Annotated in this window: 21 protein-coding genes; 2 read left to right on the plus strand and 19 right to left on the minus strand. The window is 63.0% G+C overall.

Annotated features, from left to right (window positions below):
* Positions 1–337 precede the first annotated feature (337 nt).
* Together ATE67_RS21695 and ATE67_RS10675 are read right to left on the minus strand one after the other, a co-directional pair.
* Complete coding sequence (locus ATE67_RS21695; RefSeq protein WP_168196079.1) at positions 338–499, minus strand: hypothetical protein; 162 nt, start codon at positions 497–499, stop codon at positions 338–340.
* A 332-nt stretch (positions 500–831) separates the two neighbouring features.
* Positions 832–1,152, minus strand: a complete 321-nt coding sequence (locus ATE67_RS10675) for a DUF736 domain-containing protein (RefSeq protein ID WP_017499949.1) — start codon at positions 1,150–1,152, stop codon at positions 832–834.
* A gap of 360 nt (positions 1,153–1,512) precedes the next feature.
* On the opposite strand from ATE67_RS10675, the gene ATE67_RS10680 reads away from it, so the two are divergent.
* Positions 1,513–1,740 (plus strand): hypothetical protein, encoded by a 228-nt coding sequence (locus ATE67_RS10680; protein WP_017499950.1) that lies wholly within the window; start codon positions 1,513–1,515, stop codon positions 1,738–1,740.
* A gap of 53 nt (positions 1,741–1,793) precedes the next feature.
* On the opposite strand, the gene ATE67_RS10685 is transcribed toward ATE67_RS10680, so the two are convergent.
* The 14 genes from ATE67_RS10685 to ATE67_RS10750 form a co-directional block, all read right to left on the minus strand.
* Positions 1,794–2,297, minus strand: coding sequence for a hypothetical protein (locus ATE67_RS10685; RefSeq protein ID WP_017499951.1), 504 nt, complete (start codon positions 2,295–2,297; stop codon positions 1,794–1,796).
* Entirely contained in the window at positions 2,290–2,757 is a 468-nt protein-coding gene (locus tag ATE67_RS10690; protein ID WP_017499952.1) for a hypothetical protein, read from the minus strand. Before ATE67_RS10690 ends, ATE67_RS10685 begins: the two co-directional genes overlap by 8 nt.
* A 110-nt stretch (positions 2,758–2,867) precedes the next feature.
* Positions 2,868–4,679 (minus strand): ParB/RepB/Spo0J family partition protein, encoded by a 1,812-nt coding sequence (locus ATE67_RS10695; protein ID WP_017499953.1) that lies wholly within the window; start codon positions 4,677–4,679, stop codon positions 2,868–2,870.
* Between the two features lie 85 nt (positions 4,680–4,764).
* A complete protein-coding gene (locus ATE67_RS10700) occupies positions 4,765–5,199 on the minus strand; it encodes a DUF2958 domain-containing protein (RefSeq protein ID WP_017499954.1) in 435 nt (144 codons plus the stop codon).
* Positions 5,196–6,167 carry an ArdC family protein gene (locus tag ATE67_RS10705; RefSeq protein WP_017499955.1) on the minus strand — a complete coding sequence of 324 codons (972 nt, stop codon included), beginning with the start codon at positions 6,165–6,167 and terminating at the stop codon, positions 5,196–5,198. Before ATE67_RS10705 ends, ATE67_RS10700 begins: the two co-directional genes overlap by 4 nt.
* A 515-nt stretch (positions 6,168–6,682) precedes the next feature.
* The gene (locus tag ATE67_RS10710; protein WP_136175471.1) at positions 6,683–7,126 is read right to left on the minus strand and encodes a hypothetical protein; all 444 of its coding nucleotides are present in this window, start codon (positions 7,124–7,126) and stop codon (positions 6,683–6,685) included.
* A gap of 66 nt (positions 7,127–7,192) precedes the next feature.
* A complete protein-coding gene (locus ATE67_RS10715) occupies positions 7,193–7,834 on the minus strand; it encodes a lytic transglycosylase domain-containing protein (RefSeq protein WP_017499957.1) in 642 nt (213 codons plus the stop codon).
* Positions 7,822–8,343 (minus strand): S26 family signal peptidase, encoded by a 522-nt coding sequence (locus ATE67_RS10720; protein WP_017499958.1) that lies wholly within the window; start codon positions 8,341–8,343, stop codon positions 7,822–7,824. The genes ATE67_RS10715 and ATE67_RS10720 overlap by 13 nt, the downstream gene beginning before the upstream one ends.
* On the minus strand, positions 8,336–8,647 hold the full coding sequence (locus ATE67_RS10725) for a helix-turn-helix domain-containing protein (protein ID WP_081095412.1): 312 nt from the start codon (positions 8,645–8,647) through the stop codon (positions 8,336–8,338). Before ATE67_RS10725 ends, ATE67_RS10720 begins: the two co-directional genes overlap by 8 nt.
* A gap of 30 nt (positions 8,648–8,677) precedes the next feature.
* Positions 8,678–9,559, minus strand: coding sequence for a phytanoyl-CoA dioxygenase family protein (locus ATE67_RS10730; protein WP_017499960.1), 882 nt, complete (start codon positions 9,557–9,559; stop codon positions 8,678–8,680).
* A gap of 5 nt (positions 9,560–9,564) precedes the next feature.
* Positions 9,565–10,179, minus strand: coding sequence for an acyl-homoserine-lactone synthase (locus tag ATE67_RS10735; protein ID WP_017499961.1), 615 nt, complete (start codon positions 10,177–10,179; stop codon positions 9,565–9,567).
* Positions 10,180–10,271: 92 nt separating this feature from the next.
* Positions 10,272–11,018, minus strand: a complete 747-nt coding sequence (locus tag ATE67_RS10740; RefSeq protein ID WP_017499962.1) for a LuxR family transcriptional regulator — start codon at positions 11,016–11,018, stop codon at positions 10,272–10,274.
* An 86-nt stretch (positions 11,019–11,104) separates the two neighbouring features.
* Complete coding sequence (locus ATE67_RS21035; protein ID WP_017499963.1) at positions 11,105–11,431, minus strand: helix-turn-helix domain-containing protein; 327 nt, start codon at positions 11,429–11,431, stop codon at positions 11,105–11,107.
* A gap of 487 nt (positions 11,432–11,918) precedes the next feature.
* The gene (locus tag ATE67_RS10750) at positions 11,919–13,064 is read right to left on the minus strand and encodes a CaiB/BaiF CoA transferase family protein (protein WP_026108913.1); all 1,146 of its coding nucleotides are present in this window, start codon (positions 13,062–13,064) and stop codon (positions 11,919–11,921) included.
* Positions 13,065–13,144: 80 nt separating this feature from the next.
* On the opposite strand from ATE67_RS10750, the gene ATE67_RS10755 reads away from it, so the two are divergent.
* Positions 13,145–14,146 carry a LysR family transcriptional regulator gene (locus tag ATE67_RS10755; protein ID WP_017499965.1) on the plus strand — a complete coding sequence of 334 codons (1,002 nt, stop codon included), beginning with the start codon at positions 13,145–13,147 and terminating at the stop codon, positions 14,144–14,146.
* A gap of 164 nt (positions 14,147–14,310) precedes the next feature.
* Here ATE67_RS10755 and ATE67_RS10760 read toward each other — a convergent pair whose 3' ends face one another.
* From ATE67_RS10760 to ATE67_RS10770, 3 genes are all read right to left on the minus strand, one after another.
* The gene (locus ATE67_RS10760) at positions 14,311–16,458 is read right to left on the minus strand and encodes a TonB-dependent receptor (RefSeq protein WP_231728113.1); all 2,148 of its coding nucleotides are present in this window, start codon (positions 16,456–16,458) and stop codon (positions 14,311–14,313) included.
* Between the two features lie 197 nt (positions 16,459–16,655).
* A complete protein-coding gene (locus tag ATE67_RS10765) occupies positions 16,656–17,558 on the minus strand; it encodes an SDR family oxidoreductase (protein ID WP_011415065.1) in 903 nt (300 codons plus the stop codon).
* A 105-nt stretch (positions 17,559–17,663) separates the two neighbouring features.
* On the minus strand, positions 17,664–18,809 hold the full coding sequence (locus ATE67_RS10770; protein WP_017499968.1) for an acyl-CoA dehydrogenase family protein: 1,146 nt from the start codon (positions 18,807–18,809) through the stop codon (positions 17,664–17,666).
* Positions 18,810–18,815: the final 6 nt, after the last annotated feature.

Below are 18,815 nucleotides of genomic sequence, written 5' to 3' on the forward strand. Positions count from 1 at the left end.
CTTCCATGCCGGAATGACGCTCCCCGCCGATAAGAATGGCGCGTCCTCGCCAGAGCGCAAGGAGTCTCGCGATTGGGATCGGAAAAGCCCAGAAAACCGCCACTCCTGGTAACCCTGTCTCGCACTCAAAGGGCGAGTCTCGCAAAAGCCTTCAAAAAACGATGTGCAGACAAACACTTACAAAATCGCGAGATTTTGCCTCTATCTTGCCATCGAGCCCGACTGCCACCTGCCGCCCCAGACGCCCGCTTTGCCTTCCCGCCTTCCCGATCAAAAAAGGGGAGCGGCGCCATGCGGCACCACTCCCGCGAACCTGCCCCTTCAACAGCGCATCGCCTTATTGCCAGCCTGCCTGTTCGGCCTGACGCAGCGCCCGATTGCACCGCTTCAGCCTCTTCTCAGCGGCCCTTAATTCGGCTTCGATCTGCCGCCGTTCTCCCGCGTCATCGCACCATGAAAGCTCCGCGCGAAGCTCCTCGATCTGTTGTTCAACCGACATCTCATCCTCCTGATACAAGCGAAAGATGAGCCATCGCCCGGCGGGGAGCGGGCGGGGTCAACCACCGCGCAGCGGCCGCGAAGCGGGCGACGGGGGAGCCGATTTTCTCGTCGCCGGAGTGGAGCGAAGCGGAACGCAGGTGGCGTGAAAATTGGGGGAACCGTCGATGGTTGAGGCGGTCCGTTCGCCGCCGGATACTCGGTGCTTGCTGAGCGGATTTCTTCCTCTCTGCAGGCCCGCAAGCGCGTTCCGGTGCAGGAAAAGGCCCACGCCAAGCCCTCAAGGCATGAGGAAAGCCCCGCGCCGGGTGACCGGCGCGGGGCCGATCCGGCTCAGTCGCCGGGGTTCCAGATAACGGCGAACGCGTCGTCGTCGTCCTGCCCGGCGGCGCGGCCGAGATTGGCGTAGAGGGTGCGGCCGCCAAGTTCGGGGGCCGACATGGCGAGGCGGACATATTCGCGCTGGCTCACCTCGCCGGTGCGGATCCAGCCGCCGCCCAGTTCGACGCCGTTCGACAGCACGCGGTAGTCGGGCTGGTCCCCGGTCTTACTGCGGTTGGGGATGATGGCGATCTCGGCATTGACCGAAAGCGTCTTCAAGGCGCCCCGGAACGAACCGTCGTTCTGGCGCTGGACATGACCGATTGAGGGCATTTCTCGTCTCCTTGCACATTCGCCCGACCCGATGCCGGGCGATGGGCGGACCGAAGGGACGGCCCTTGAGCGCGCTGCGAACCGCAGGCCGAAGCGAAGCGGAGGACCGGAAGCGCGGGGCTGATTTGGAGCGAAGCGGCCGCGAGGAGCGCCGCCAAAGCGGCGCGGGGAAATCAGTTCCGCGCGATGGTTTCGCGAGGCGCGCGGCCGTCCCAGGTCATGCGCCCAAGGAGCCGGCGACGGGTTGGTGAGACACGAAAGGACGAGATGCGCGCGCGGACAGGAAGCCCAGTCCGGCGTCTTTCCGGGAAGCCATGATTGCTTTCGCGGCCACGAGGCCGCGGCTATAGCCTCACGGCGATGAACGAAGGAACGACGATTGCGGGGCAGATCGAACGGCTGATCGTGCGGCTGGACGGCGCGGCGGTGTGCGATGCCTGCGTGACTGACCGGCTCAACCTGTCGGTTACCGCACAGGCCAATGTCGTCACCTGCGCGCTCGGCGGCACGCGCGGATTCGAGCGGCAGAAGGACGAATGCACGTTATGCGGAAGCGCCCGGACGGTGATCCGCCGCACCGCCCGGTAGGTCAGGCGGCAGGGGTTTTCGGCACGCGAGCGCGCAGTGCGGCGCGATTTGGGCTAGTTGCCGTCGCCCGCGAGCGCGCGCGACAGCGCCTCGTTGGTCGCGTCGATCTCGATGCGGTCTGCGAAAATCGCGCACCAGCCGCCACCGAACTCCCCGATGCGGGGCTTGGAACAGGTCATGGCCCATTCAAAGCCGATCGGCCCCTTGGCGAGCGTTTCGGGGCAACATCGCTGGATCACCACCGCGATGGCAGCGGCATCGAAATCGTCCATGCTGGCGAAACACACGATCCGCGCGGATGGATCGTCGGGGCAGGTTTCAGCGATGAAATCGGCTCCGATGGTGGGAAATTCGGGATCGTTGAACGCCTCGCGAAACCCGCTCCACCGCGCGTTCGCATCGTCCGGCGGAAAGGCTGCGAGCAGCGCCGCGCTCGGCGGATCGGGCGCGTCGTCATTCGCTAGCGCGTAGCCAGCGTTTGCGACTTCCTCGATCAGCGCGCACTCGGCGGCGGTGCAGCGAAAGGCGAAGCTGCCCTGAATCCAGATGTCAGCCATTGCTCGCCTCCTCCCGTTCGGGCGTGATGACAAGCGGGGGCACCGCGAAGTCGGCCGCATCGAAATGCGCGATGATCGCCGCATAGCTGCCCAATCGCTCGGCGGTGCAGCGCCCCATGAGGATATAGTCGTCCTCGTCGGCAGCGTAGCTTTGCGGTTCGCCGCTGCCGGTGAACACGGTGCGTTCCGCACCCCACTGGCAGGCATAGGCGCCCGACCAGCGCGCGAAGAAAAGCCCATGCGCGATGCAGAAGGCTTCGAGTCCCTCGAACCGCCCCCAGGCGACCTCGTGCGCCATGAGCGCCAAGGGCTCGCCCTCGGGCAGATCGCCGAGCGCGAAGGGTTCGCCGTCCCATTCGGTGGACAGCCCTTCGTTCGCGATGGCCTCGGCGAAGGCGGGAAGCTGGCTGGCGGGGAGCGTCCCGCCGATGGTGATGGATGCCGAAACACGGTCGGCCATGACAAGTCTCCTGTCTGAAATCCGCGCCGCGAGGGCCGCTTGCGGCCGAGCGGCGCGGCGATTTTATGGGGGACGGAACGGGCGGCGGGTGCGCCGCCGCCCGTCCAGTTTCATGCGGCTTCGCGCTCGGGCTGTTCCTGCGGCTCGGCCTTGGCAGGGGCCGGAAGCGCAATCACCGCGCCGGGGCCGGTCGGTTCCGGCTCGCGGTCGGGGCGCGCCGCGAGCACCTTGGCATGAGCCGCGACGGTGCCGACGCCGCCGCGCGCCGTATAGGTAGCGGGCGGGAACGCCATCCATTTCGGCACCCAACCCTCGACCTTGGGCCGCCCGTTCGCACCCTCCAGATGGTCGCGGACGATGCGCTTCAAGACCTTGCCCGGTTCCTTCGCATTGGCGGCGGCGACAGGTTCGCCCGCCACCTCGGCGACGATGCGGGTCAGCACCTCCTTGTCGCGGACACACTCGAAAAAGGCGTCGTCGGCCTGCCAGTAGCGGGCCATATCGACGCCGATCTCGCCGCCGACCGCCTCGATGGCGGCGCTGCCGCTGGCGAGCGTTTCGCCCATGACGATGACGATCACGTCCATTACGGCGCGGTCGGGCACGTCGAGCAAGCGCAGGAACACGCCGACCAGTCCGAAGTCGTCGCCGTTGCCGCCTGTGACGGTCGGTTCCTCGGGCGAGAAGCCGAGAAGGTCCAATACGGCGCGGCGCTTCGCGTCGAAGTCGGTTTCCGCGCGGCAAGTTTCGACGCTTTCGCGCACATCGTCGTTGCGCGCGGTCTGCGGCTCGGGCTTGACCGTCCACAGTGGCGACCCGACGATGACATGGGCGACCATCAAGCGCAGCGCGACCTTGGGATGACGGGTCAGCGAGGCGCGGACAGCGGCATGACGGTGCAGGTTGATATAGGTCTGCATCGTGCTCGTCACTTCGGGGCGCGGCACTTTGGGGCCGGTTTCGATTGCCTCGCCGCGTTCGAGCCGCTTGGCCTCCTTGCTCGTCACATAGCCTTCGTGGACCTCGACCTCGCCGCTTTCGCGCACATCTATATACACGCGCCCGCCCTTGCGCTTGGGTGCCTTGGCGAACTCATAGCGGTAGAAATATTCGCCGGGCGGGACGATCACCACGTCGAACCATCCGGCATCCAGATAGTCCTCCTTGCGCGCGTCGATTACGGCGTTCTGCGCGGTCCAGAACGCGTCGGCATCTGCAAAATAGCGGTCTTCGCCGAACAGATCGGCGACGATCGCAAGGCCGCTCGCATCGACGTCGAACAGGGCATGTTCGACCTTGATCGACTGCCCGCCGAACAGCCATGCCTTCAATTGCTGGCCGGTCGGGCAATAGGCGTCGTCATCGTCGTAGAGCGCCAGCCATGCCTTCTGCTGCTGCTTGCTCGCCAGCGTCAGATGCCGGACGGTCGCCGCGTTGATCTTCTCCTTGCGGTAAAGATCGCGGATGCGCGGAAGCAGGTTGCCGAGCGCTAGGATACGCTTCACGCCAAGCTCGGGAATGCCGAACGTCGCGGAGATATCCGCAATGTCGCGGCCCTCCTTGACCAGCCGTGCGAAGGTTTCCCATCGCGTCACCTCGTCGGGATCGAGCCGGGTGTTCTCGAGAAGCGATGCCTCGATGGCGTCGGCGTCGTCCCCGGCGTCGAGGATGGCGACGGGAAGCGGGCCGTGGTCGATGCCCTCGACAAGCGCGATGGCGTTCGCCGTCCAGCGCCGCCGCCCGGCGACGATTTCGTGGACGCCATTATCGTTGCCCGCCTGCGGGCGCACGATCAGCGGCACGATGACACCGCGCTTGCGGATCGAGGGCAGAATGTCGCCCACGTCCGGGGGCTTGGGTCCGTGCCGCATGTTCACCTTGGACGGAACCAGCTTGCTATGGTCGATAAAGTCGAGTTTCATTGGTCTGCTCCTTCTGGAGCGCCGGTCCCGTTTGTCTTGCTGGATGGGCGGGACCGGCACTCAATGCGGCGAAACGCGCCGCGCGTCATCCGGCCCCTCGATCATCAAGAGGCGGCGGAAGCTCGTTGCCGTTCCGGCTATCGGTGATGCGGCGAAGTTCGGCTTCGGCCAGAACGATTGCACCCATGCGCCGCGCGGTATCGGACCATAGCGAAAGCGGGGCCAGCGGCTCGAAATGCTCGTCGCGCTCGATGAACAGGCCGAAGGGCAAGCGGACGCCCGCAATCTCGGTAAGCGAGAACACGCCCATTTCCGGGCATCCGAACCCCAAGTCGGCGAGGCCGAACAGCGTGTCTCCATCGTCGTAAAGCTCGGTGGCGATCCACGTCGCCGCGCCGACCGGATTGAAGAATTTGACCACCGGGAACGGGTCGAACCGTTCGTCGCGCTGCTCGTGGAGGCGGCTGGCGCGCGCATTCGCGCGCAGCGCCGAAAGGATCGCATGGGGGAGCGTAATCATGCCGCTTCCCTCCCTTCGTCCTGCGTCTCGGCGTAGCGGGCAAGCAGCCAATCGGCGGCCTTGCTCGCCTGACTGGCCGCGCGAAAGATCGCGCGATTGTCCTCGCGCAGCACGTCGAGCCATGATGCCAGATAATCGGCGTGACGAACGGTCGGCACGATGCCGAGCGCGGCGCAAAGGAAGGCCGATCCCATCTCGGCGATCAATTCTTCGCGCGCATAGTCCTTGCTGCCGAACGCATTGCGCAGATTGCGATTGAGGCGCGACGGGTGGCCGCTGGCATGACAGAGTTCGTGCAGCGCCGTCCGGTAGAAATTGATCTGTTCGTGGAAGGCCGGTTGCGGGGGCACCTGCACATAGTCGGCGCTCGGGACATAGTAGGCCTTGTCCCCACCGATGCGGAAATCGACGCCCGATGCCGCAATGACCGCTTCGGCGATCGGCACGACTTGGCGTTCGGGAAGCGGTGCGGGGTCGGTGGCAAGGCCGGGGCGCAAGCCTTCGCACTGTGCGACGTTGAACACGGTGAAGCGTTTGAGGAACGGCACCGCGCGGGCTTCGCCGCCGGTCTGGCGCGCGCGTTCCTTCTCGGCTTCGGGGGTGAAGCGGTCGGCATAGACAACCCTTGTCCCGCGCTCGCCTTTCCTGACATTGCCGCCCGCCTCCAAGGCTTGGCGGAAGGTCAGCCACGATTGCGACGGATAGCCGTTCTCGATCACTGCTCCCCACAGGATCAGGACATTGACGCCGCTGTAATTGCGGCTGGTGAGCCCGTTGCGCGGGAGGCCGGGGGCGGCGGAGAAGCCTTGACCATTGGGGCGGCCCCAAGGCTGGACCCAAGGGAAGCGGCCCGCCTCAAGTTCGGAAACAATGCGGCCCGTCACCTCGTCGTAAAGATTGGCGCGCTCCGCCGGGGGCTGGCGTTTGCTGCCCTCTGCGCGCGCGCGTTGGCTGCCGGTCTGGTGCATGGCTATCCTCCAATGCCGCCCCAAAAACCCCAGGGCCTCCCCCGGAGCGGGGGTGGGCGGCGAATTGCGACCTGCCGGGCGCGGCCAGGAGGCGGTCCGCACCCGCAGGGCCGAAATGCAATGGAGGAGCCGGACCCGAGCGCAGTCGAAGGCCGGCTTGCGGGACGCCGGGCCGGGCCCAGAAGGGAGCGCCGCCCACCCGCGCGACGAGGGGAAGGCCCAACGAAAAATGCCGCCGCGCCGGTCAGGCGCGGCGACGACAGGCCGGAGCAAGGCTCCGGCATCCCGCCAGTCCGATCGTCACCTTTGGCCGGGACGCGCGAAGCGTGGCCCGGTGGAGCTTGGCGAACGGATGTGAGCCTAGCGGAATAGAGCGGCGGTCGCGCCGCAGGCGCGAGGCGCCTGAAAACCCGGATGCGTCAGGTCAGACCCTGCCGTCTTGAAGCACTCTCGTCGTGGTCGCCATGCGCGCGGTGACACGAGGAGCGAGCACTCGGCCCACTGGCCCCAACAGATCAACCGTGCAGCGGGGATCCGTTCGAACCGGTGCAAGCGGTCATCGCGGGCAACAGGCTCATCATGGCGGCACCGGCGATGATGATCGCGCCGACCGCCGCGGCGATGCCGGTCGCGGTCGGCCCCGCACCGCCGAGCTGCATCAGGCTGGAGACGACACTGCCGCCGGCGATCCCGGCGGGCACGGCGAAGAGAAGCGCGATCGCTCCGCGAAGCGGAACGGGCAACCGCGACGCGATGAGCATGCGTCCGATCAGCAAGACCGCGACGCCGACGACGAGGCCGAGAAGCAGACCGAGCAACGGCCCCAGTTCGCCACCCCCCGCCCACAGAAATGCGGCCGCACCGAGCCCGACCGGGAGTGCGAAGACGGCGAGCCGGAACATCGCCCAGGCGAAGAGGACGATGCCGGTGGCGGACAGGATCAGACCGAGCAACATCACGACCAACTCCATAGGCTCGGAACATAGCAGAAACACGATTCGGCATGAAGCCCCGATCGGCTCGCACTATGGGCGGTCTGGCGCGTTCTTCTCGGGCGACGTCGATCGCAGCGCGACGAACAGCGTGGCCGCACCGGCTTCGCTCCGGCCGGCAGGGGGCCGGTCGCCGATCGCGAAGAAGATGGCATTGACGGTACGCGGCGTTGCACTGGCGGCCGTGACAGCCGACCGGGAATTGACGGGCACTCCGGCGACGCTCGCGAGATAGGCGCGGGTCTCACCGGGCAGCGCGCGGCCGGTCCGCACGTGCTCGGCATAGCGTGCCGGTCCCGCGTTATAGGCTGCGAACAGTCCGGGATAACCGAAGCGGTCATACATCAGACGAAGATAGAGCGTCCCCGCCAATATGTTGTCGCGCGGGCTATGGGGATCACGTCCGAGCCCGAGCCGCGCGCGCATTTCGGACCAGGTGCCGGGCATGAGCTGCATCAGTCCCATCGCGCCGGCGTGGCTGGTAATCGGGCGCCCGTCCAGCACCGTGCGCCCGCCGCTCTCGGCGCGCATGACGCGCTCGATCCATTCTACCGGCACGCCGAAACGCGCCGAGGCTGCCTCGATATAGGGCCGCCAGTGAACGACCGACTGCGCGTCAGCCGGTGCCGCCGCCAGCAGCGCCAGGGCGGTGATGGCGACCCTCAGCCCAGCCACAGCAGTCGCACCTCGCCGATGACGTCGCCGCGCGATGTCGGTCCGAAATAACGCCCATCGAACGAATCCGGGCTGTCCATCAGCAGGAACAATGCGCCCGAACGCAACATCACGCAGCCATTCCACCACGGCATCGGACGGTCGCGGCCATCGGCTTCGCGGCGTTCGGCCACCGGGTGGCCGTTGACATAGATCTCCCGCCCGCGCGCACAGACGCGATCGCCGGGCGCGGCCGCGACGCGCTTGACCAGCGGGATATTGATCGGAATGTAGCGCCGCTCGGCGGCGAGCCGGCGCCAGCGGTCGGGCACCCGGACCAGCACCATGTCGCCCGATGCGATGTCCTGCCGTCCGCTGACGGCATAGAGACCGATCGGCGCGCTGGCCGATGCGTTCCAGACCAGCCACGGCGTTGGCGGCAGCGCGATCGTGGTCGCCAGCGCGGCCGCGCCGAGACCGATCAGCGCGGTGGGTTTAGCCGGCAGACGGGAGGGTAGCAGCCTAGCCATTGCCTCCCTCCCGCATGTTCGCGCGCGACCAGGCCTCGATATCGTCGATATGGTAGCGCCAGACGGTGCCATGCTTTCGGCACGGCGGGCCGCGCCGCTCCCGGCGCATCTTCTTGAGCGTGTCCCCCGCGAGACCGAGATGGAACGCGGCCTGCTTGGTTGTCAGAAACGGGCAATGCTCGCGTGCCCGCCGAGCGCGCTCCGCGGCCGACGACGCCGTGGCTCCACCGTCCACAGCGGATGAATCCGCCTCGATCCGTGTTCGCGCGCCGCCGCCTGCTTCGGGGTTTGGATCGTGTGTCATGAGTGCAGCGCCCGGTCCGACGAACCCGCGTTACCCGCCGATCAGGCCCGCACGCGCGGCTTCCTGTTCGGCGACATAGGCATCCAGCATGTCGGCCTGGCCGGGGAGCAGCGCGTCGATCGCAGGGAGGCCGTCGATATCGTCCCGGTGAAGCAGCACGGACGGGCACTGGCCTTCGACATTGCCGAGATTGGGGCGATGCTGGGCATAGCCGATGAGCGCGGCCAGATCGGGATCGAACGCTCGAGCGATGGCGGGCGGATAGACGAGATACTGATTCTCGAACGTCCGCAGCCATCCGAGGCAATAGGAGGTGATGACCGCGCGGCGCACATGATCGGACTGGTTAGCGCCGGCACCATGCAGGATCGATCCGAGGAACAGCAGCGCGGAGCCGGGTGGCATTTCGGCGGCGACCGGACGTGCATCGCCCGGTTGCGATGCCGCATCGTGATGGCTGCCCGGCCAGACCAGCGTCGCGCCACTCTCCAGCGTGAACGGATCGATCGGCCAGATGACGTTGATCTGATAGTGCATCCCGGTCTTGACGCCGCCCCAGAGATCCTGGTCGCGGTGCGGCACCTGCGCGAGCGCGCCGGGATGGATTTCGATCGCCTGGGTGAGGTTGAGAACGATACGATCGCACCATTCCCCGAGCACCGTTTCGGCGATACCGCGGATGATCGGGTGCAGCACAAGGCCGGCGATATGCCGTGAACGCCGCAACAACGCGCCAAAGCGCTTGGTGCGGGCTCCGTAGAATCCGCCTTCGCAAAAGGGCGTGGCGACGAAGCGCGGTGCGAGTTCGGCTTCGAGCGCGGTGATTAGCTCGGTCGGCACGGCGTTATCGACAATGACATAACCGTCGGCGAGCAGCATCGCGGCGAGGCGGGCGGGGTCGTGCATCGCCATTCCCTTCACGCGGCTCTTGCCGCCGCATCGGGAGTGATCGCACCCGGTACATAGATGCCGTTCGACGCCAGCAGCGCAGGCGTACCGGCGCAGATCTCGATGCGGAACGCTCCAAGGAACGCGCCATCGATGCGGCGCGCGGGGCCGAGCGGCGCTGCGCGCCAGCCCATCGCCAAAACCTCCTCGCGAAAAGCAGCGGTCACGACGCCGGTTAGCATGGTGATTCCGCTGCCGAGCGCATGATCGACCATCGCCGAGATGAGCCGGTTGCGGACACGCAGGCGTCCGGGGGCGCCCAATCGTTGCGGCAGGCAAAGTCGCGTAATCTCGCGAACCTGCTCCCCCCGGGGCGCATCGCACTCGCAGAGCGACGCGAAACGATCGGCGAGAAGATGTGCGCCCTCTGTCGATAGCAGCCGCATCGACCCCTGGTGAATGCAGCCATCGTCGGTGGCGATCAGATAGACCGCCTTGTCGCCGTCATAGCTGTCGATTTCATAGCGGCCGCCGACGACCGGAACATCCCAGCCCAGCAGATCGACGAACAGGGTCTTGCGGTCCTCGAACATCGAGGCGGCGCGCGCATCGGTAAGCGAGCACCCTTTGACAATATGGATCATGGCAGTAGCTCCCGTTCAAATTGAACAGTCGCGAAGGGAGCAGAGATGAAGGGCTCAAACAGTCGTCAATATTGAGGATGCGGCGATCCCGCTCAGAACCGCGGGACGATCTCCTCGATGCAGACGATTCCGCAGGCGAGCGCGATCGCCGGGAGCTGCGCGCGGGAATAGATTCCGAAATGTTCGCGCAGGTCACGCATGTAGGTGCGCACTGTCGTCGGGGCGATGTTCATCATGATCCCGATCTCGACGTCGCTCTTGCCCATCGCCGCCAAGCGAAAGCATTCGAGCCGCTTTGGGCTGAGATGGGGTAATTTCAGCGGGCGCGCCGGAAAGCCGTGCAAGCGCCGCGCCTCGGTAAACGCCTCGCTCGCCATCAGCGTCGCGATCCGGCAGATATGCGATGGCGGCAATTGCCCGTCGCGCGTTGCGAACGTACAGCATCCGGGCGGCTCGCCGGCGACGCCAATCGGAACGGTGAGGCCGTTGCGCAGGCCATGACGCGCGGCTTCGCGCACGATGCGCGCCTGTCGCCGCGTGAAGCCGCCCAGCAGTCGCTCCATTTCGTGCCAGCAGAACGCCCGGCTTGTCGAGCGCGCCGCGAGCAAGGCGGGATCGTCGCGGTAATAGCCTTCGGCGACGAAAACGTCGCCCCAGCTCTGGAAATTGTCCATGCGGAAATATCGCCCACCGGGCTGAAAGAAGGCCATGCTCTGGACGATCGCGAGCCATGGGAGGCCGAGCTGGCGTGCGGCGGCCTCGCTGCAACTGAACAGCTCGCGATCACTGTTCGCGCGCCTGGCCTGCTTAATATAGGCATCGAGGTCGCGAAACGGCACCGAGGGGCACTCCTTTCGACGCGCGCGTTGCGGGCGCGTCTATCGGGCGCGTGGTTCCAGCCCACGCGCGTGCAGCCCCCGATGATTTACTTGGTCTTGCTCGGCCGCCCCGTCGGCTTGTGCGGATGGCGCCGGAGCGTCACCGCCGGGCGCGCCAGTATCGCGCCGATTTCCAGTTCGTCGTCCGAAACGATCGAGATCGATATCCGGCCGGACAAGAGATAGACGGCATTAACGCCGAGTGCCTTCGCGAGCCGCTCCATTGCTTTCAGCGTCGGGCTCGACCGGCCATTTTCGATCGCACTCAGATAAGAGCTGCTCGTGCCCGCATCATGGGCGAGCGCTTCTTGCGTGATGCGCATCGCAAGCCGCAATTTCCTGAGATTCAAACTGAAGGACTTCGACGCATCCATAAGGGCGTAAGTTCACGCCCTGCGACCATTACTCCACACTGGATACAGGTTGGAGTTATTATCTATATTATTACGTTTTTACAAATATTTAAATGAGATTCCCGAACAACGCGCACTCAACTCTGATGCGGATTCTCAGGCGCGCCAAAAGACCGCATTCGGACGGTCGAATCGGTCGATGACCGAAGCCCTCACGCCAGGACATTGGCCGTGGACGCCGCAGTGGAAATCCCATCGGCGTCGTCACATCCGGGGCGAGCATTGATTTCAAGCGCCGAGCGAATCACGATGCGAACAACGTCCCGTGGACACGTCCGCAATCGCCGTTCCGGCGTGGCGTACAGGAATCATCGGATAGTTTGACGTGCCTGTGTGTCGTTGTCTCCTTTGATTTGAATGCAGCGCAGCGAAGCGGAGCGTCGCATTGGTTCATAGTTATGAAATCACCGTTCGTGTCGGGCCGCTGGCCGCCCACCATGCCAACCGACTACTCGCAACAGTCGGTTCTGGCGGTAATCCCGCAGCGGTCCGGTTTGCTCCAGCCCCGCCGAATTGTACTCGGATCTTCATGATGCAGCGGGATCGGTCCGGGGATCGGTAGTGACGAGCCCGAAAAACGTGGCGCCGGCATTGCCTGGAGGATATTGTCGATCTCCCGATAGACGCCTCGCGCTGCCATATGAGGATGGCGCGCCGCTTCGTCCGGATCAAGCACGGGGGCAAAGCAGGCATCGCTGCCTTCCAGCAGTGTGCGCCATTCTTCCCGTGTCCGCATGGCGAATATCTCGCTAAAACGCTGCTTGAGCTCGGGCCAGGCATCACGATCATAGCCGTCGTCAAAACTGCTATCGCCGGCCAACCCCAGCTTTTTGCAAAGCAGCGCATAGAACTTGGGCTCGAGTGATCCGACTGAGATGAAATTCCCGTCGGCGCACCGATAGGTCGAGTACCAGTGAGGGCCGTCAAGGATGCTGCAGCCGCGTATGCTGGCAACCTGGCCGGCGGCCTTCAGGCTCAGGAGCAAGTTCATCATGTGAGCGCTCCCATCGACGATCGCGGCGTCAACCACTTGCCCATTCCCGGTATCCCGCGCGTGCATTGCCGCTGCGAGGACGCCGATGGCCAAATAGAGCGCTCCACCCCCAATATCGCCTACCAGGCTTGGCGGCGCCATTGGCGGTTCACCGGGATGCCCAGCATACCAAAGGGCTCCTGACAGCGCGATATAGTTGATGTCATGGCCGGCCGCTTGGGCGAGAGGTCCCTGCTGCCCCCAACCCGTCATGCGACCGAATACAAGGCGGGGGTTACGCGCTAGGCAAACCTCGGGACCAAGGCCGAGCCTCTCCATCACCCCAGGCCGCATGCCTTCGATCAGTACATCGCCCCTTTGGACGAGATCCAGGACATGCGCGACGCCTTCGGGGGACTTCAGATCCAAGGCAATTACACGTTTCCCGCGGTTCACAATGGCGCCGCTGCCAAGATCGATATTTTCGGAGTTAGGGCTTACGCGTTCAATGACGACGACATCGGCGCCAAGGTCGGCCAACAGCATTCCGCAAAACGGCGCCGGGCCGATGCCCGCAATTTCGAGTATTTTGAGGCCTGCAAGCGGACCAGTTTTCGTCATTCAGGCATACCTGCGTCTGAGACCTTGGCGCTTTGATCCAGGCCGTTTCGCCGCTCCAGATTTCGAGACGGGTTGCAGTCGTGCTGGGCGGCAGTGTCGAAAGTAAGATTGGCAAAATGACCTTGATTCGCCTAATTCATTCTCTGGAGCAATTATTCCTGTGGGGCATGTCCATGCTCGATTCTCGCCTCAAGCATGCCGTCGCGGTTGGTCAGCTTCGTTCCTTCTCCAGGGCAGCGGATGCGGTTGGTGTCACGCAGTCGGCGGTGACCAAGAGTGTCGCTGAACTCGAACGGCATCTTGGCTATTCCCTTTTCCATCGGACCTCACGGGGCGCGATGCCGACAGAGGAGGGACGCGAATTTATTGATCGCGCAGCGCGCTTGCTTGCCGACGCAGCTGAACTACTCGGAGATACAGCCCGCCGCGCCGACGCCTATGCGGGCCCGCTTCGAATCGGACTGTTCCCAGGGTCAATCGACTGGTTGCTCACCCAACCTCTGGTTTCTTTGCTGCGGCGCCATCCGGCAGTGCGCGTCGAAGTCGTTTCGGGCAACAGCGAAAGGGGCGTGCGACTCCTGTCGCGCGGCGATATCGATGTCGCCTTTGGACTTGAAGCGGCCTTTGCACGCTGGCCGGAATTCAAGTGCGAGCGGGTCGCCTCGATCGAAATACTGCCTTTTGTGCGGAACAATCATCCCATTCTGGGGATAAACCCGACCAGCAAGGAGCCGCTGGTCCAGTTCGAATTCGTAGTGCCCTCATCTTCCGAACCCTACACATCGATCATTCAGCAGATGTACGAAAAAAGCGGTAAGCGTCCCGCTGACTGGATCCACATGACAGACTATTTTCAATTGGTTCGACGGATCGTTGCCACATCCGATGCTATCGGGATGGTTGCAAAACAGTTCACCGAGAACTCATGGTTTCGCGCCAATTTCGTGGCCTTGGAGGGAATCGGTTTATTCGATCCATTGACGCTTTGTTATGCTGTGCGTAGCCGCTGGCAGGTAAAACCGGCTGGCCGTGCGCTCGTCAGCCTTGTTCGTCAGGCATGGCGCACCGCATCATCGGATTAACGGCAAGGGGGCGGGGTGCGATCGGAAATCCGCTGCATCCGTCGCGATCAGCTAGAGCATTTCGCGCAGAAGTGGGAACCGGCTTTCCGGCAGGAAATGCTCTAGCAAATTGATCTTGGGCATTTTCCGAGTTGGCGGGTGATTCCACTCGCCTCGAAAATGGCCTAGAAGCTAATCGCCACTTCTCCGCCGATGACGCGCCCCCTGTTTAGCGGTGAAAGGCTTGCACCCGTGCCCCCGAAGGCCGCCGGCAAAGGTGTATCGCCGCCAATCGTCACCTCATTCAGGAGGTTTCGGCCATAGATGGAGAAGCGCCAGTGCTTGTTGTCGGTCGCCAATGTGAGGCTCGCATCGAGCATATCGGCGCCCTGAAGGAAGCCGACGTTGTTGTCGGTGAATGCCGCCTTGTCGCGATGCGTGAAGCTGACACGCGCCGTTGCTGTCCCCAATTCGCCAAGCTGCTGATCATAAGTCAGCCCCACGCCATAGGTCCATGGCGACAGCCTTGGCAATTTGAGCGCACGATCCACATCGTTGATGACGCCATCACCGCTGAGGTCGAACTGGACGTTGCGATACTGGCCATTCACGTAGCCGAGCTGACCCGAAATCACGAGGTTGGACAAAAGAAAAAACTGCCCCTCGGCCTCGACGCCTTTGATTGTGGCGTCGGCGGTGTTCCGTATGACCTGGCTGAGGCCAAGCGGTCCGGGCAGGTTGATCTCGCGCTGCAGGTCCTTCATGCGATTGTAGAAGGCCGCCAGGTTGATCCGGTGGCGCCCGAATTGCTTCTTGGCGCCGAGTTCGAAACTGTCCTGGGTCTCTTGATTGAATGGCCCCGGCGGCACAGCGGGATCGGTGTTGCGCAAATTATATCCGCCGCTGCGGAACCCGCGCGTGTAAAGGCCATAAATCTGCGTGTCGTCATCCGGCTTCCACTGAAGGCCGATTTTCGGCGTAAACCCTCGCCATTTTGCCGCGTCGGCGAAATTGGTTGCACAGATCAGCGTGTCTAGATTGCAACCATTTGCGCGTAAGGCCGAGACCCGAACGGCTTTGCGTTCCCAACTATACCGCGCGCCGAGATTCAAGGTCAGCGTATCGGTGAAATGCCAGTCGGTCGAAGCAAAAATGCCCCATGTTGTCTGGTCTTGCGTACCCCCACCGGAAACGATCCGAGCACCGCCCAAAAGATTCCGCAGCTCGGCGTAACGAAGATCCTGGGAAAAATAGTATAGACCGGTTGTCAATTCGACGTCACCGAACCTTCCGGCATAACGAAGTTCGTCGCTGAGTTGATCCTGGTCGATTTCGAAAAAGGCATGAAAGAAGGACTGTGGTGTTCCATCGATATCAGCGCCCGCGGAGGATCGGAATTTCCGATAGCCAGCGATGTTGGTGAAGACGCCTTCGCCCAGACCAACATCGATGTTGGTTTCCACGATCGCCTGGTCCCATTTGGCATCATAGAAACCTGGGAAATTGATCGAAAACCTGAAGCTGTCGCGGGGAAACAGCGCGTGACTCTGGACAGGGGCTCCATCGCTTTCGACATCGCCATGCTCATAGCGGAGATCCATTCGGAAGCGGTCGCCACCCTTGAGCGAAAGTGCCGGGCGAATGATAAGGTCATGTGATTTACCGAAGCTGCGATTGTCGAAGCGGTTGCGAAACCAGCCATTGTCGTCGCTGTAGTAGACGGCCAATTTGGCAGCCAAAACGTCATCGACGATAGGTCCGGTAACCGTGCCGCTTACGGTCTTTTTCAGTCCCGTTTCAATGGATAGCTTGGCTTTGGCTCCAAAATCGAAGCTGGGCCGCGTGGTCCGCACAACCACGGCACCGCCGGTAACGTTGCGACCGAAAAGCAAGCCTTGCGGTCCACGCAGAACTTCGATCCCCTCAAGGTCGAAGTTGTCCAGCACGACACCAGCGTTGATGCCGAGGTAAATACCGTCAGTGAAAACGCCTACGGTGGGGTCGATCGATGGGATCGTGCTGTTGATGCCGAGGCCCCGGATAGTGAAATTGGCATAGCCCGGTGCCGTACCCACATCCTCGAGCTGGACGTTGGGAACGTCGTAGCTCAGACTTTGAAGATTCTGGACGAACTTGGCATCCAGCTGCGCTTCACCAAAAGCCGTGACCGCCATCGGTACTTTCTGCACGCTTTCGCCATAGCCCTTTTTGGTGGCGGTAACGACAATGTCCTCAGCCAGCGCTTCCGTGGCGCTCCCGGTTTGGTCGTTCGCCCAGGGCGTTGCTTCCTGGGCAAATGCTGTTCCCGAGCACAACAACGCGGCAGAAGCCAATAGACATCCTCTCATGGCTGATCCTCTCTTCCCAGGAGATATTGTGTAGTTCATGCCGTTTGGCGGCATTTGAGGGCCGTCGTCCAATTCAATTCGCTGCAGAACTATTCCTGCTGCTCATCGATATCTGGCGGCAGCACGACGCCATCGGCAGCCCGACGGCCGCTCAAAAATATCATGGTAATTCATCGGGTTGATTACGCTCTCAGCGCCCGTTCTACCGCCTCAAGGCTGTCATTCAGCCCGAGCGGGTGCTCGGCATCCGTGAAGTCGACAATTCTACCCCAGTGCCGGGCGACATCATCGAGCGTGAACGCCCTGTCCGCTCCGAAGGCGTGCCCAAGCGCGCGCTCCCACCTAAGCTTGGCGATATAGCCGGCTCCAACTTCAAAAAGCCCTTTGGTTTCGCTGCAATTCTCGTGCGCAAGCCAACCGACCAATGGACTGATCGCTTCCGCTCTGAGATTGGCGAGAAACTCTTGTGGAAAGGCAGTCGCGGTCATACGCGATGCGGCGATTGGGGCGATCGTATTAACCTGGATGTTTCTGGACCGCCCCTCCTCCGCCAGCGCGTTCGCAAGCCCCAATATTCCGAGCTTGGCTGCGGCATAGTTGGCCTGACCGAAGTTGCCGTAGATTGCGGCTGCAGACGTGGTCATGACGATGCGGCCATAGCCCTTGTCGCGCAGTATCGGCCATGCTGCCTGCGTCACTGCCCGCGTCCCATTCAGATGGACCCGCTGAAGCAGTGTCCAGTCTTCGTCGGTCATTTTGTGGAAGCTCACATCGCGCAGGATGCCGGCATTGTTGATGACGACGTCAACGGTTCCGAAGTTGTCAACCGCGGCTTGGATGATCAGCGCGCCCTCCTCGACCGACGCATAATTTGCCACCGCCTGACCGCCCGTGGCTCGAATTTCGTCGACCACATTGTCAGCGGCTGTGGAGCAGCTGCCGCTCCCTTTCTCGTCGCCACCCAGATCATTCACCACCACCTTGGCTCCGCGCCCGCCAAACATCAGCGCGTACTGGCGCCCAAGTCCGCCTCCGGCTCCGGTCACAACCACTACCCTGCCATCGAAACGAAGCTCTTCGTCCATCGCTTGTCTGCCTCTTTTACCTGAGCGACGCATCTGCGCATTTGATCCTGTGCGAGTCAGGCACGCGGCTCCATTTCCGTCGACGCTGTCGTTTTCGTCTGAGCCTTACCGAAAGGCTTGAATGCCGGTCAGGGCGCGCGAAACAACAAGCTTTTGAATCTCCGTCGTGCCATCGGGGATGGGGCAAATGATCGCCTCACGCACCAGCCGCTCAACGATGAATTCGCGGGTGACGCCGTTGCCGCCATGGATCTGAAGCGCATCGCGCGTCGCTTCGATCGCCATTTCGGTGGCGTACCACTTGGCCATCGAGCATTCCGTCTCTGCGCGCGTGCCCGCCTGGACGAGGGATATTGCCCGGTGCGTCAACAGACGGGCTGCGTCGATCTTGGTCGCCATGATGGCGATCTTGTCGGCGATCAGCTGATGGCCGGCGATCTTCTTGCCATGCTGCGCGCGATCGCGAGCGTACGCGATCGCCTCATCCATTGCTCGCCGTGCGATGCCGATACTCCACATCGCCATATGGCAGCGGGCAATCTCGAACACTTGCAACGTATTGCGCAATCCATCGCCGACCCGGCCGATCGTGTTTGCCACCGGTACGCGGCAATCGGACAGGAATATCTGTGCAGTCGATTGGCCGTTGAGCGCCATCTTCTGGATATCGCGCACCTCATACTCACTCTCGTCACGATCGACCAGGATGTGAGTGACTTCATTTTCGCCAGTCTTGCACGTACAGATGAAGATGTCCGAGTAGGCTCCGTTGGTGATCCAGGTCTTTTCGCCATTGATGACCCAGAAATCGCCGTCTCGTACGGCGCGTGTCTTGATGGCGGCGACGTCCGAGCCGACATCGGGCTCCGAGATGCCGAGCGAAACGAACTTCTCGGCCGCGACGAGGTCGGCAAGATAGCGTTGCTTGATCGTCTCCGGGGCGAAGCGGCGGATGAGTTCTGCGCCAACCGCGTTGATGAAGCCGGGTATGGCCACATCGAGCGAGGAATAGGCGATCTCCTCGAAAATGAGCAGATGAGTGAGCCATCCCATATCAAGCCCGCCCCATTGCTCCTGATGCGGTGCGGTAATATGGCCATAGCCGGTCAGTGCTTGAGTCCATTCCTTCATGAGCGGTTTGGGGATGAATCGCTCCCCATGCCGGCGGATTTCCGGCTCAAGCTTGTTGTCGAGAAAGCGGCGGACGGTTTCCACCGCCATGCGTTGTTCATCGGACAGCTCAAAGTTCATATCGTG

This window comes from Sphingopyxis sp. H050, from assembly GCF_001468265.1.
Classification (GTDB): Bacteria; Pseudomonadota; Alphaproteobacteria; order Sphingomonadales; family Sphingomonadaceae; genus Sphingopyxis.

Excerpts from the sequence above, each read along its gene's own strand:
- ATE67_RS10765 (WP_011415065.1), bottom strand. The coding sequence starts at position 17,558 with ATGGACGAAGAGCTTCGTTTCGATGGCAGGGTAGTGGTTGTGACCGGA.
- ATE67_RS10720 (WP_017499958.1), bottom strand. The coding sequence starts at position 8,343 with ATGGCTAGGCTGCTACCCTCCCGTCTGCCGGCTAAACCCACCGCGCTG.
- ATE67_RS10675 (WP_017499949.1), bottom strand. The coding sequence starts at position 1,152 with ATGCCCTCAATCGGTCATGTCCAGCGCCAGAACGACGGTTCGTTCCGG.
- ATE67_RS10690 (WP_017499952.1), bottom strand. The coding sequence starts at position 2,757 with ATGGCCGACCGTGTTTCGGCATCCATCACCATCGGCGGGACGCTCCCC.
- ATE67_RS10750 (WP_026108913.1), bottom strand. The coding sequence starts at position 13,064 with ATGACGAAAACTGGTCCGCTTGCAGGCCTCAAAATACTCGAAATTGCG.
- ATE67_RS10705 (WP_017499955.1), bottom strand. The coding sequence starts at position 6,167 with ATGCACCAGACCGGCAGCCAACGCGCGCGCGCAGAGGGCAGCAAACGC.
- ATE67_RS10735 (WP_017499961.1), bottom strand. The coding sequence starts at position 10,179 with ATGATCCATATTGTCAAAGGGTGCTCGCTTACCGATGCGCGCGCCGCC.
- ATE67_RS10685 (WP_017499951.1), bottom strand. The coding sequence starts at position 2,297 with ATGGCTGACATCTGGATTCAGGGCAGCTTCGCCTTTCGCTGCACCGCC.
- ATE67_RS21035 (WP_017499963.1), bottom strand. The coding sequence starts at position 11,431 with ATGGATGCGTCGAAGTCCTTCAGTTTGAATCTCAGGAAATTGCGGCTT.
- ATE67_RS10680 (WP_017499950.1), top strand. The coding sequence starts at position 1,513 with ATGAACGAAGGAACGACGATTGCGGGGCAGATCGAACGGCTGATCGTG.
- ATE67_RS10725 (WP_081095412.1), bottom strand. The coding sequence starts at position 8,647 with ATGACACACGATCCAAACCCCGAAGCAGGCGGCGGCGCGCGAACACGG.
- ATE67_RS10695 (WP_017499953.1), bottom strand. The coding sequence starts at position 4,679 with ATGAAACTCGACTTTATCGACCATAGCAAGCTGGTTCCGTCCAAGGTG.
- ATE67_RS10700 (WP_017499954.1), bottom strand. The coding sequence starts at position 5,199 with ATGATTACGCTCCCCCATGCGATCCTTTCGGCGCTGCGCGCGAATGCG.
- ATE67_RS10770 (WP_017499968.1), bottom strand. The coding sequence starts at position 18,809 with ATGAACTTTGAGCTGTCCGATGAACAACGCATGGCGGTGGAAACCGTC.
- ATE67_RS10730 (WP_017499960.1), bottom strand. The coding sequence starts at position 9,559 with ATGGCGATGCACGACCCCGCCCGCCTCGCCGCGATGCTGCTCGCCGAC.
- ATE67_RS21695 (WP_168196079.1), bottom strand. The coding sequence starts at position 499 with ATGTCGGTTGAACAACAGATCGAGGAGCTTCGCGCGGAGCTTTCATGG.